This is a genomic window from Aeribacillus sp. FSL K6-8394 (assembly GCF_038008865.1).
GTDB classification, from domain to species: domain Bacteria; phylum Bacillota; class Bacilli; order Bacillales; family Aeribacillaceae; genus Aeribacillus; species Aeribacillus composti.
This window is the reverse complement of record NZ_JBBPAA010000002.1, coordinates 27501-40676: the sequence shown is the minus strand read 5'-3', so window position 1 is coordinate 40676 and position 13176 is coordinate 27501. Positions and strand designations below refer to the sequence as shown.

Here is a 13176-nt window from a genome sequence, read left to right as displayed (position 1 = left end):
GAAAAGAAGACGTGTAGAACTTTTTTGAATCATTCTTTTTTCAGACAAGCTTGTACAAGCTTCGACAGAAATGTTTATCATGAAATGCCGAATAATTTTTTTCCATTTCTGGTTGTCATTTTTGCTATTTCTTCAAAGGTGAGTCCTTTCAGCTCTGCAATTTTTTTTGCGATATATTTGACATAGCTTGGTTCATTCCGTTTGCCACGGAATGGATGAGGGGTTAAATAAGGACAATCGGTTTCAATTAATAATCGGTCCAATGGAATTTCCGCAGCTACTTCTTTTGGTTTTTTTGCATTTTTAAATGTAACAGGACCGCCGAACGAAATATAGAAATTCATGTCCATACATTGCTTGGCAACCTCTAAGCTTCCGGAAAAGCAATGCATGACTCCGCCTACTTCCTTCGCATTTTCCTCTTTTAATATTTGAACAATGTCTGCAGTTGCTTCTCTGTTATGAATAATGATCGGCAGCTGTACTTCCTTTGCTAATGCAATTTGCTTGCGAAACACTTCTTTTTGCACATCCTTAGGTGATTTATCCCAATGATAATCCAGGCCCATTTCACCTAGTGCGACAACTTTCGGATGGCTGGAAAGCTCTCTTAACCAATCTAAATCGTGATCCGTCATATCAATGGCATCAACCGGATGCCAGCCGACAGCTGCATATATAAAGTCATACCTTTCAGAAAGCTCTATAGCCTTTGGAATTGTTTCGCGGTCAAAGCCGACAACAACGATAGTTTCCACTTTTTCTTGAAGTGCCCGGTCAATTACTTCGTTTAAATCCTCCTCAAATTGCACCGCATTTAAATGTGCATGAGTATCAAACAGCATATTTTGACATCCTTTCCAATCATTTTTTCCCTTTTTCGATAAAAGGGAAAGAGGTGTTCCACGTGAAACACCCCAAAAAAACATTCTTCGACAAATTTATTTGATTTTCGTTCCATTCGGTAAATCTGAATCGACGGTAGCAAGCGACAAGGTTCCGTTTTCTTCCCCTGCCAAAATCATTCCTTGCGACAATTCTCCACGCAATTTTACCGGTTTTAAATTTATTGCACAAATAACTTTTTTGCCGATTAATTGTTCAGGCTGATAATATTTAGCAATTCCAGAAACAACTTGGCGTTTTTCAGATCCTAAATCCAACTGAAGTTTTAACAGCTTGTCTGCTTTTTCTACTCTCTCCGCTTGAATAACCTCCGCCACGCGTAAATCCACTTTCATAAAATCATCAATTGTAATTTCATTCTCATCATCTGCTGTTTCTTTTTTAGCCTCAGGTGCCGATCCTTTCATCTGCTCTTTTATATAGTTCACTTCCTGTTCGATATCTAAACGCGGAAACAGCGGCTCTCCTTTTTGCACCCGAACCTTTTCCAGCTGTCCAAACTTATGAATGGATTCCCAATTTTTCAAATGATCGTCCTCTACACCTATTTGCGCAAAAATTTTATCCGGTGTTTTTGTTAAAAATGGTTTTAATAAAACGGCTATATGTCGAAGCGACTCAGCCAAATGATACATGACGGATGCAAGCTGATTTCTTTTTGACTCGTCTTTTGCCAGTACCCAAGGCTCCGTCTCATCAATGTATTTATTTGTCCGGCCAATAAATTGCCATAGGGCTGTCAGCGCAACGGAAAACTCCATTTTATCCATGGCTTCTTCGTACTTTTTAACTGTTTCGGTTCTGAATGAGCGAAGAGCCTCATCGTAAGGGGTTTCATCCGCTTGTTCTTTTTTTACAATGCCGTCAAAATATTTATCGATCATGGCCACCGTTCGGTTTAGTAAGTTTCCTAAGTCATTAGCTAAATCATAGTTAATGCGCTCCACAAAGCCTTCAGGAGTAAATACTCCGTCCGCTCCAAACGGAACTTCACGCAGCAAATAATAGCGCAAAGCATCAAGCCCATAACGGTCAATCAATGTAACTGGATCCACAACATTTCCTTTTGATTTAGACATTTTTCCGTCCTTCATTAACAGCCATCCATGTCCAAACACTTTTTTAGGAAGAGGCAGATCAAGCGCCATGAGCATAATCGGCCAGTATATCGTGTGAAAGCGGACAATCTCTTTCCCTACTAAATGAACATCTGCAGGCCAATATTTTTTAAATTTTTCTTCATTCTCGGTTCCGTAGCCGAGCGCCGTAATATAGTTTGTCAATGCGTCAATCCAAACATAAATAACATGTTTTGGATTACCAGGAACTTTAATGCCCCAGTCAAAAGTCGTCCGGGATACCGCCAAATCTTCCAGCCCAGGCTTTATAAAGTTATTGATCATTTCGTTTTTTCTTGATTCCGGCTGAATAAACTCTGGATTTTCTTCATAAAATTGCAGAAGCCTGTCGACATATTTGCTCATTTTAAAGAAATAAGACTCTTCTTTTACCTTCTCAACAGGGCGGCCGCAATCAGGGCAATTTCCGTCCACTAGCTGTCTTTCTGTAAAAAACGATTCACAAGGCGTACAGTACCATCCTTCATACTCATCTAAATAAATATCTCCCTGCTTTACTAGACGGTCGAAAATTTTTTCTACTACCTTCTTATGTCGCTCTTCAGTCGTTCTTATAAAATCATCATAGGAAATATCTAATTTTTTCCATAATTCTTTAATCCCTGAAACAATATCATCAACATACTTTTTAGGAGATACTCCTTTTTCCTCCGCTTTTCGCTGGATTTTTTGCCCATGCTCGTCAGTTCCCGTTAAATACATGACATCGTAACCGCGAAGGCGTTTATATCTTGACATGGCATCGCCGGCTACCGTTGTATACGCATGACCGATATGTAATTTATCACTCGGATAGTAAATGGGCGTCGTTAAATAAAATGTTTTTTTTCTGTTTTCCACAATATTAATCCTCCTTTGCCACTACATTACAGAAAAGCTCTCGTCAGTTGGACGAGAGCGACAAAACCAAGCATTGATTACATATTCTATGATACCATCATAGCCTGTTTTATCAAGAAAATATACATAATCTTTCATCATCTTATAAGATTTACACAGTTATTTAAATTGAACAGTATTTCGAATCAAAAGGATTGACGTTTATTGGAAAAACTGTTATTCTATTAATTGACAATCGCAAATGTCGAATAATGGCGAAAAAGGGAGTATATAGGCGATAAATCTTTATTTTACAAATGGGAGGAGACAAATTTTATGAAATCTACTGGAATTGTTCGTAAAGTTGATGAGTTGGGACGCGTAGTTATTCCGATTGAATTGCGCAGAACATTAGGAATTGCTGAAAAAGATGCTTTAGAAATTTATGTGGATGACGACCGTATCATTTTGAAAAAATATAAGCCTAGCATGACTTGTCAAGTAACTGGAGAAGTTTCTGATGATAACTTCCAGCTTGCAGGAGGAAAAATTGTTCTTAGCCGCGAAGGTGCAGAGCAAATTTTAAAAGAAATCCAAACCATTTTGGAATCTTCTAAATAAAAAGTTAAAAGTCCCTACTATTCAGGGACTTTTATTTCAAATGATACTCCTGATACACTTCCCGTTTTGGCAAATTTCGATCCAATGCAGCCAATTTGATCGCTTCTTTTGATGGATAGCCTTTTTCTATATAATGTTCAACATGTTCTTTAATCGTCCATTTACTCCACCATGTTTCTTTGTTATCATCGGGAGTATTTTCTTGACTGCCTTCAATGATTAAACAAAACTCCCCTTTGATTTCATGATTTTCCGCCCAATCTAATAGTTCATCAACTGTCCCCCTCACAAACTCCTCATACATTTTTGTTAACTCTCGAGCAACAGCTATTTTCCTATTGCCAAAAAATTCATGAATATCCTTTAACGTTTCAACGAGTCGATGAGGAGATTCATAAAGGATAATGGTTTCTTTCTTATTTTTTAATTGCTCCAATTGTTTTTTCTTTTCTTTTTTCTTGTGATGTAAAAATCCAAAAAAATAAAAAGGCTGAGGCGCAATTCCTGAAGCGATCAATGCCGTTAATGCAGCATTAGCCCCCGGAAGCGGTATAACCGGATAACGATGGTCTAAAACTAGCTGAACAAGCTCACTTCCTGGATCAGAAATGGTTGGCATGCCGGCATCGCTGACAAGTGCAACTTTTTTCCCTTCTTCAATCATTTTCATGATCTGTCTTCCACTCGAATTTTTATTATGTTCATGATAGCTGATGATGTTTGTATCAATATGATAATAATGACATAATTTTTTCGTTTGTCTCGTGTCCTCCGCTGCAATGACGTCACACTCTTTTAACACACGGATTGAACGGAACGTCATATCTTCTAAATTTCCGATCGGCGTCGGCACTAAATATAGTGCGCCCTTCTCTACATCTTCCGCATAGCTTTTTTGCTGCCACATCCCTATTCACCACCATAATGTATACATTCCGCTTTGGTCACATTTTATTTACCCGTACAATATTTTTTGAACTTCATCCGTATAATTGTTTTGATCATCGTAAACGATCAATGGGGGTAGAATTTTTAAATCAGGATTCCCATCTTTTATTCCTTCTACTAATAAAGTATTTGCTTCCTTTCCAAGCTTTGGATATACAAAGCGAATTCTTTTCGGTTCCACTCGATATTTTTTCATGAGTTCGATCATTTCTAAAAATCGTCCTGGACGATGGACAAAGGCAACTTTTCCCCCCGGCCTTACCAATTGGCTGCTTACACGTATAGCATCTTCAAGAGTGCATAATATTTCATGCCTTGCAATCGCAAAATATTCGTTTTTATTTAACTCTTCTTGTCCCGGCGTTTTGAAATAAGGGGGATTGCATGTTACAACATCGAACTTCCCATACCCAAGCTGTTTCGGCATGTCCAAAATGTCGCCGTGAATGATCTTTATTTGATGTTCAAGGTGATTATATTGGACAGATCTGACAGCCATGTCAAACAGCCGCTTTTGTATTTCCACTCCTGTGATCGTTCCTTTTGTTCTTGTGCTTAATAAAAGTGGAATCACCCCGTTTCCTGTACAAAGGTCAATCAAATTCCCTTTTTGGATCGGGACATACACAAATTTTGCGAGAAGAACTGCATCGAGAGAAAATGCAAAAACTGAAGGACTTTGAATGATGCGCAAATCTTCCGCTAACAAATAATCCAGCCTTTCATCATCGTGCAAATATACCATGTAAATTTCCCTTTCTTGAGATTACTTACTCGTCCTAGTCATAAGAAAAGCCTCCTGAAAAGGAAGCTGCACTTACTTTTTATTTAAAAATGAGAGGCAGAACAGGCAATCTCCATCTTTCCTTACACTGCCATAATGCAGATTACAAATATGAAATCCTTCCTGATAAAGTCTTGCCAGGTTATCATACCCTTCGCCAATATCTATATGTCCAAGCTTTTTTTCCTTCTTCTTAGCGCTTTTCAATTCTTCTTGTTTCAAATTCATTTGATCGAAAGAAGACATTCGTTTGCGCAAGTGGTCGTTTTCCAATTTTAAATGTTGGTTTTCTTCAATTAATTCTCCTATATGCTGCTTTAATTCTCCTAATTGGCGGTACAAATAACCAATTTGTTCCTCCAGCAATGTCACAGCATCAAAAATTTCTTTTTTGTTCACTGGTTTTCCACCTCTAATCTGTGAACTCCATAGAAACAGCATCGTCTTGTATTAATTCTTCCCATGTGTATTCAACGACGCGATCGCGATTGATCAGTTCGACTTGCAGCACACGTTCTAAAATATTTAGTCCGACAACCTTTCCTGTTCCATTCGGAGTTTCTATAGTATCTCCAATATCCGGAAGTTGCTCTTTTGCTGTTTCATATTCATCATTCTCATATTTTAAGCAGCACATTAATCTTCCGCATAACCCCGAAATCTTTGTAGGATTCAAAGACAAATTTTGATCTTTCGCCATCTTAATCGAAACAGGCTCAAAATCCCCTAAAAATGTGGAGCAGCATAGCATTCTTCCACAGGGGCCGATTCCGCCAAGCATTTTCGCTTCGTCTCGCACCCCGATTTGTCGAAGTTCAATTCTCGTTTTAAAAATAGAGGCCAAATCTTTTACAAGCTCGCGAAAATCAATACGCCCGTCAGCAGTAAAGTAAAAAATGACTTTGTTGCGGTCAAATGTATACTCTACATCGACAAGCTTCATCTCTAAACCGTGTTCTTCTACTTTTTTTAAACAAATATCCATCGCTTCTTTTGCTGCCCTGTTGTTTTCTTGGACAATCATCCGATCCTTTTCATCAGCTTTCCGAATGACTTTCTTTAATGGAAGCACAATATCATGCTCTTCCACTTGTTTTTTGCTGACTACTACTTTTCCATATTCAATCCCTCTGATTGTTTCAACAATGACATAATCATCAAGCTGTATATCAAAACCATTTGGATCAAAATAATAAATTTTTCCCGCCTTTTTAAAGCGAACTCCTACAACATCATACAAGCTTATCCCTCCTGCAATGTTAAAACCAAATCTTCCATAAGAAGCTGCGGATTAACATTGAAATTTAACCGTTTTTTTGCATTCAAAATGGAGACGATTTGGTGTAAAACAGTTCGTTGGCCAAGCTTTAGCCCTTGCTGTTTTAACATTGGCAATATATCTAAATAAACAACGTCATCTTCATTTCCGATTTGAATTGATAATAAATCTTTATATAAAAATAGGAGAAAATCCAGTCCCATTTCCATTTGCTCTTTATCTGCAAAAAAAGGCACCCAATGATTATGAATAAAAAGCAATGCATGGTCGGGACGGGAGTCCAATACTTCATATAATTTTATCACTTTGGTTCTTGCTTCCGCAAACCAATCGTCACGGCTAAGTGAAAATGCTTCTTCAATATTATTGGTAACTTGACTGACGAGGGCAGCTATATGACTTGGAGTTCCTTTTTTCTCAAGTTCCTGCTGAATCATTTTTGGGGGAATGGGTTGGAAGGTTAATATTTGGCATCTAGAAAGAATTGTCGGCAACACTCGATGAACTTGATTTGTTAATAATATTGCCATTGTTCCTTCCGTCGGTTCCTCCAAAAATTTCAATAAACTGTTGGCCGCATTGACAGTCATCTGGTCGCATCCAGATATGATATAAAGCTTCCGGTTCGATTCAACGCCCGTTTTTGCAAATTCCTTCTGCAATGCTTCTATTTGTTCTTTTTTGATTGATAAGCCATCAGGCTCTATAAAGTGAAGATCAGGATGATTTCCGCTCTCAACTCTCTTGCAGTTTGAACATTGTCCGCACGGTTTATAATTTTTCTCCAAATGCTCGCAAAAATAACTTTTTGCAGTTAAAAAAGCAGCATCCTTTTTTCCTGTGCCCTTTTTCCCTTGAAATAAATAGGCGTGGGCCAATCTATTTTTCTTAAAAGAATTTTGTATTATTTTCAATACTTTTGGCTGAAGTTTTTCGAGTTCTTCCCATGTTTTCATTTATTGTACCACTCACTTACGTATATAAATTCACGATCAGCCCTTTTATTTCCCCTATTTTCCCTAAAATGTTTACGGCATCTTTTTCTTTATTTAAAATTTCTTCGGTCAATTCCACCAGCTTTTGGTCAATTTGGGAAACGATTTTTAAATTCCGTCTGTTCCCATAAAAATCCCAGCTCTTTGATTCTTTGACACCCATTCCGAATTCAATCGTTTCACGAATAAGCCGCTTTACTAATCTTTTAAACTTAGACAAATCATGCATATTTCTCGATTTACTTAGACGTTCTCCGGCTTCCTCCAGTTCATTTAAAAGCTGTTTCCATTGTTCTTCATGGAGCTTGGATTCATGCTTTTCAACCATTTGAGAAAATATTTTAGATCTGTTTTGTGTTCCGTTCTGTTCAATTGTTTGTTTAGGCAGTATTGTTCTTAAATCTTCATTTACTTTCATTTGCTCTCACCTTTAAAATTGATGAAATTGTTCAACTGGAAGGACAAAAACAGTTGCACCGCCAACCTCAATTTCAAGCGGATAGGGAACGTAAGAGTCGGTATTCCCGCCTATCGGTGAAACTGGAGCAACAAGCTGTTGGCGAGATTGGCAGTTCGTTTTAATGATATCGAGCGCTTTTTGCACACGAATGTCTTCTGTTCCAATAATAAAAGTAGTGTTGCCGGACTTTAAAAATCCCCCGGTGCTTGCAAGCTTTGTCACACGAAAGTTATGTTCCGTCAGGGCTTTTAATAAGCGGTTGCTATCTTGATCCTGGACAACAGCCATAATCAATTTCATACGGAAAAGCCTCCTTATTAATAAAAACGGAAAAGCAGGACATCTTGCCAGGACATTTTGCAGCGAATATCAATTTTTCTTCATTATATCAAGCTTGAGAACGATATGACTACAATGTTTCCTTCCAAAATAAGTCCAATGCACTCTCCGCTTCAAAAAAAACTTTTTCTAAAGGCTGATCTGCATTGATCACTTTTATTCTATTCGGAAACATTTCAATGATTTTCTTGTATCCTTCATAAACCTTTTGATGGAAATCCAATTTTTCCAAGTCAAGTCGATTGATTTCTCGATTTTGATTGCTAGTTATTCTTGCTAATCCTTTTTCCGGCAAAATATCAAAAAACAGCGTAAGATTGGGCATCATGCCGGTTATTGCAAATTGATTTATTTCAAGCACCTCTTGAATCCCGAGACCTCTTGCATACCCTTGATAGGCTAAAGAACTGTCAACGAATCGATCGCAAAGTACAATTTTTCCTTTATGAAGAGCGGGAATTACTTTTTCGACTAAATGCTGTCTTCTCGCGGCAGCATAAAGAAGCGCCTCGGTCCTTGCATCCATCTCTGTATGTTCTTTATGAAGAATAATTTCCCGAATTTTCTCACTGATGACAATACCGCCTGGCTCGCGCGTCACGACAACGTCTTTTCCTTCTTTTTCTAACTTTTTTTCAAGCTTTTTAATAATTGTCGTTTTCCCCGCTCCTTCAGGTCCTTCAAACGTAATAAAAATTCCTTTCATTAAGATCACCTTTTCCTGAAAATAGAAATAAGGCCTTCTGCTAATTTCTTTCCTCCTTGAAAATTAGCACGCAGCTCCATTAACCTTTTCAACGCTTCAATTTGATTTTTTGTAATTTTTTCTCCTCTCATCAAAAGCGGTATTCCCGGCGGATAAGGAATAATCATTTCAGCAGAGATCTCTCCTATCGCTTCTTCTAATGATACAAATGTTTTTGTACTGTTTTCCATTGCCTCGTAAGAAATAGATAGCTGGCTGATTTCGTCTATTTGTACTTCCTTCTGAAGACCCCATTCCATCTTGCTTGTTTGGGTATTTTTTAATATGTCATTGACTTTCGAAAAGTGTCCAGTATCTTGAAACTCTTTAGCAAACGGAAGCACAAACAAAACATTTAGAGGATCGGCAAGCTCAGGATAAATACGTGCTTTTTCAAAAAGCTCCATTAAATCATAACCTGACATGGCATTTTGTGAACGAATTGTCAGCTTTAAAGGATCAACAGCCACAAAAGGATCCTTCGAAGACACTATATCGATATAGTCAAGCTGTTGAAAGATCTCCACATATTTATGCAAAGTTTGATTCAATTCCTCTTCCTTCGTTAACATATCCTCGACATACGCTCTTGCTAAATCAAGTGAGGCCATAATCAAATAAGACGGACTGCTTGTTTGCAGCATATGTATATAATGGCTAATTTTTTCCTCATTCACCAATTTGCTGTTTACATGCAAAAATGCTCCCATTGTCATAGCAGGCAATGTTTTATGGGCAGATTGTACGACAACATCTGCACCAACCGAAACAGCTGATTTCGGAAACGAAGAACTTGCGATCAAATGAGCCCCATGAGCTTCATCGACTAATACCGGAACACGGCGGGAATGAGCAAATTGAATAAGTTCATTTAATTTTGTATATGTTAAACCGTAATAGGTAGGGCTTGTCAAAATGATCGCTTTTACTTGAGGATATTTTTGAAAAGCTTTCTTTACCGTTTCAACTGGTACATAAGAAGGCACTTGAAAACCTTCATCGAACTTGGGAGATAAAAAAACAGGCTTTGCACCGGCCAGCTCTAATCCATGCATCACTGATTTATGACTATTTCTTTGAACGAATACGACATCCCCCTTTTGGCAATTAGCAAGAATCATTGCCAAGTTTCCGACCGTTGAACCATTCACTAAAAAATATGTTGACGATACTCCATATAATTCTGCTGCAAGCTGCTGCGCCTCTTTAATGATCCCTTCTGGCGCATATAAATCATCTAAATTAGCAATCTCAGTCAAATCCAGCTGAAGCGTTTGGCGAAAATGCGGAAACTGATTTGGATCATAAAGAATCCCGTTTTTATGACCAGGTACATGAAACGAAAGAGGATTTAACTGACAATGTTGAATTAAAGCATTATACAACGGAGTACGAATTTTTCCCATCTGCTTTCATCGCCCTTTTCTATTTGCTGCATAATTTCATTATAACAAAAAGAAAAACTTGACCATCTATTTATAGCCAAGTTAAGAATAAATTTTGGAAGCTGCCGCTTTTTTTAATTGTTCAACAAAATATTGATATTTCCGGTCACTCGTATCAGTCTGCACCATGTCCTTTTCACAATCCGTGCAAATAAAACTTGAATATAAATGAATGCCTTTCTCTTTTTGCTTATCACAGATCACACACGTTTCCCCAATAATTTCACTCTGTTGACTGTAAGTCATTCCTTCTCCACCTCCACCTTCATTATGTCCAAAATAAATCCTGAATCCGTGATGAATTGAAATCGACTTTGATTTTGTTGTAATTTTGATGGATTGATAATCCATAAAACCCCTTTTATGCTTATGACCTATGTCATCTCTATTTCCGAAAATGGAACAAATCTCTTTTTTAGGTATACGAACCAAAAAAATAGACAAAAAAGCACAGGGAGTGACGTTGGACATCAGTGCCCGAACATTCGTTCGTTATCTTGCCTCTCTCCATTTCTGATAGACGTTCAGTAGGGGCTCGCTATAGCCACTCCTTCGCGTCAGTTTCATCCAGATCTGTCGTGATCGACGGACGAGTCGCCCTGCCATCGTGATCACCGTCTGAATAATCGTCTTGATGCGGCGGCGTTTCACTTTGTGGTGCAACGGATGTCTCGGATCGCTTAATAGATCTTGTCCAATCAGACGAAGAAGATTGTAAACGAAGGCTCCCATGACCAACACGAGCGCATTCGTTTTCATCTTCCCAGATGGAAGCCGCTCTAAATCTAAGTCGCTCTTCAGTTCGCTATGAAACTGTTCGCATGTCGCATGGTCATGATACAACGCGAGCACATCGCTCATTCGAACATGCTCGTATCCTTTGAGCCGCACCCAATAGCTTTCCACTTCATAATCAGGAACGAGCATCAGCTGTCCATTGCGTTCCATCGTCCGTTCCGTCACTTGGGTGACTTGAACGTACGTATACGTGTTTCCATCGATCGCTGCCTTCTGTGGAAGGCATAGCTCATAGGTTTGTACTCCTTCGCTTTGTCCATCATCGACACGTTTGCCCTTTTGCGAAGCGATCTGGAACCAAAGCGCTTTCGATTCTCGGCGTAAGTTTCGCTTGATGACAAAGTCCACGTCTTCCTTTAGGCATACGTGCACATTCGCTTCTGCATCGTTTCCTGCATCCATGCGAACAAGCAGACGAGATGAAGTCAGTTGACGAGCTCGACGGATAGCGGTGACTAAAAACGAGGGCATGTTGTCTTGCACATGTTGTTTCCCTGGACGCAACTCGGCATGAACGAGATACCCTTCCTTCCCTGCATACGCAAACAACGGTGTAAAACCGTCAAATCCTTTATACGTTCGACTAACTCCTTCTTTTTTCGTATCGGAGTTGTCAAATGGGGAACCATCTATATCAAGGGGAAGCCATGTCGTCTTTCCTTTGGTCCAACAAGGGGACAAAGTGGCATGTCGTTGAATCAACAGACGTATGGACTCCTCCCAAAGAATCGTTTCGGTCATCGGAAGACAAGCGAGCTGATCGAGTCGTTGTCGCAAGGTTGGAGAGGAAGGCACGTGCTGAATCCCCATCGATGCCGAAAAGATATCGTCCTGACGATACGCTTCGATATGATCGAAATCCGTTTTTCCTGTGGCAAGCAAGCCAATCATCGAGCGAATGACATCGCTATGGGAAATGTGCACTTCTCGACGAACCGTTGGAAGCCGAAGTGCGTTTACCCGTTTATCCAGTTTCGTTCGATGGAGTAAGTAGCCAACGAGAGCAAGCCCAGCACTTGGGGTAATCGCTTCATCTGTCAATACAAACCGAATCGGGAAATCTTTCATCACATCACCTACTTGATGAAGAATCGTCAACGTCGTTTTCCTTTATCGTATCAACGGTTTGCGACCATTGTAAAGATGTTTTGTCACGGATTCAGGTAAATATAATCTATGCAATTTTTGGAATTTTTTATTTATTTTCATATAAAAAAAGAGCAGCATCGATCGCCGCTCTTTTTGTTTTTGCCTGGCAGCGTCCTACTCTCACAAGGGACAAACCCTCACTACCATCGGCGCTGAAGAGCTTAACTTCCGTGTTCGGGATGGGAACGGGTGTGACCTCTTCGCCATTGCCACCAAGCAATTTTTTTCTATTCATTGTTCCATTCAGTTCGATGGACAACTACTATTATAACTTTTTGATCTCAGTTGTCAACACTTTTTTGAATATCATTCTTTCAAAACTAGATAACGGTTCCTTCACGAATAGATGCTCTTACTTGGTTAAGTCCTCGATCGATTAGTATCCGTCAGCTCCACGTGTCACCACGCTTCCACCTCGGACCTATCTACCTCGTCATCTTCAAGGGATCTTACTCGCGTTTAGCGATGGGAAATCTCATCTTGAGGGGGGCTTCACGCTTAGATGCTTTCAGCGCTTATCCCTTCCGCACATAGCTACCCAGCGGTGCCCCTGGCGGGACAACTGGTACACCAGCGGTGCGTCCATCCCGGTCCTCTCGTACTAAGGACAGCTCCTCTCAAATTTCCTGCGCCCGCGACGGATAGGGACCGAACTGTCTCACGACGTTCTGAACCCAGCTCGCGTACCGCTTTAATGGGCGAACAGCCCAACCCTTGGGACCGACTACAGCCCCAGGATGCGATGAGCC

At 39.5% G+C, this 13176-nt stretch carries 14 protein-coding genes and 2 rRNA genes (1 of these 16 cut by a window edge); 1 reads left to right on the top strand and 15 read right to left on the bottom strand.

Going from position 1 to position 13176, the window contains the following annotated elements; genetic code table 11:
• Window positions 1-77 precede the first annotated feature (77 nt).
• Both NSR00_RS12540 and metG read right to left on the bottom strand, forming a co-directional pair.
• Window positions 78-845 (bottom strand): TatD family hydrolase, encoded by a 768-nt coding sequence (locus NSR00_RS12540; RefSeq protein WP_340789318.1) that lies wholly within the window; start codon window positions 843-845, stop codon window positions 78-80.
• Between the two features lie 96 nt (window positions 846-941).
• Entirely contained in the window at window positions 942-2885 is a 1944-nt protein-coding gene (gene metG, locus NSR00_RS12535; RefSeq protein WP_340789317.1) for a methionine--tRNA ligase, read from the bottom strand.
• 315 nt (window positions 2886-3200) lie between these two features.
• On the opposite strand from metG, the gene NSR00_RS12530 reads away from it, so the two are divergent.
• Complete coding sequence (locus NSR00_RS12530; protein ID WP_063387592.1) at window positions 3201-3485, top strand: AbrB/MazE/SpoVT family DNA-binding domain-containing protein; 285 nt, start codon at window positions 3201-3203, stop codon at window positions 3483-3485.
• 31 nt (window positions 3486-3516) lie between these two features.
• Here the strand turns inward: NSR00_RS12530 and rsmI are convergent, their stop codons facing one another.
• The 13 genes from rsmI to NSR00_RS12465 all read right to left on the bottom strand — a co-directional run.
• Complete coding sequence (gene rsmI / locus NSR00_RS12525) at window positions 3517-4392, bottom strand: 16S rRNA (cytidine(1402)-2'-O)-methyltransferase (RefSeq protein WP_094244832.1); 876 nt, start codon at window positions 4390-4392, stop codon at window positions 3517-3519.
• Between the two features lie 48 nt (window positions 4393-4440).
• On the bottom strand, window positions 4441-5178 hold the full coding sequence (locus NSR00_RS12520; RefSeq protein WP_066247199.1) for a tRNA1(Val) (adenine(37)-N6)-methyltransferase: 738 nt from the start codon (window positions 5176-5178) through the stop codon (window positions 4441-4443).
• A 72-nt stretch (window positions 5179-5250) separates the two neighbouring features.
• Entirely contained in the window at window positions 5251-5616 is a 366-nt protein-coding gene (gene yabA / locus NSR00_RS12515) for a DNA replication initiation control protein YabA (protein ID WP_063387595.1), read from the bottom strand.
• 13 nt (window positions 5617-5629) lie between these two features.
• Window positions 5630-6457, bottom strand: coding sequence for a PSP1 domain-containing protein (locus NSR00_RS12510; protein ID WP_063387596.1), 828 nt, complete (start codon window positions 6455-6457; stop codon window positions 5630-5632).
• A 2-nt stretch (window positions 6458-6459) separates the two neighbouring features.
• The gene (gene holB, locus NSR00_RS12505) at window positions 6460-7452 is read right to left on the bottom strand and encodes a DNA polymerase III subunit delta' (RefSeq protein ID WP_327856102.1); all 993 of its coding nucleotides are present in this window, start codon (window positions 7450-7452) and stop codon (window positions 6460-6462) included.
• Between the two features lie 16 nt (window positions 7453-7468).
• Window positions 7469-7909: a YaaR family protein gene (locus NSR00_RS12500; protein ID WP_063387598.1), complete on the bottom strand. Its 441-nt coding sequence runs from the start codon at window positions 7907-7909 to the stop codon at window positions 7469-7471.
• A gap of 12 nt (window positions 7910-7921) precedes the next feature.
• Window positions 7922-8251: a cyclic-di-AMP receptor gene (locus NSR00_RS12495; RefSeq protein WP_063387599.1), complete on the bottom strand. Its 330-nt coding sequence runs from the start codon at window positions 8249-8251 to the stop codon at window positions 7922-7924.
• Between the two features lie 109 nt (window positions 8252-8360).
• Entirely contained in the window at window positions 8361-8996 is a 636-nt protein-coding gene (tmk, locus tag NSR00_RS12490) for a dTMP kinase (protein ID WP_063387600.1), read from the bottom strand.
• Between the two features lie 5 nt (window positions 8997-9001).
• Window positions 9002-10441 carry an aminotransferase class I/II-fold pyridoxal phosphate-dependent enzyme gene (locus NSR00_RS12485; RefSeq protein ID WP_340789313.1) on the bottom strand — a complete coding sequence of 480 codons (1440 nt, stop codon included), beginning with the start codon at window positions 10439-10441 and terminating at the stop codon, window positions 9002-9004.
• Between the two features lie 81 nt (window positions 10442-10522).
• A complete protein-coding gene (locus tag NSR00_RS12480) occupies window positions 10523-10726 on the bottom strand; it encodes a sigma factor G inhibitor Gin (RefSeq protein WP_063387602.1) in 204 nt (67 codons plus the stop codon).
• A gap of 246 nt (window positions 10727-10972) precedes the next feature.
• Window positions 10973-12346, bottom strand: a complete 1374-nt coding sequence (locus NSR00_RS12475; RefSeq protein WP_044899598.1) for an IS1380-like element ISGsp2 family transposase — start codon at window positions 12344-12346, stop codon at window positions 10973-10975.
• 182 nt (window positions 12347-12528) lie between these two features.
• Window positions 12529-12644, bottom strand: a 5S ribosomal RNA gene (gene rrf / locus NSR00_RS12470).
• Between the two features lie 139 nt (window positions 12645-12783).
• Window positions 12784-13176 (bottom strand): 23S ribosomal RNA (locus NSR00_RS12465); it runs 2577 nt beyond the window's last position.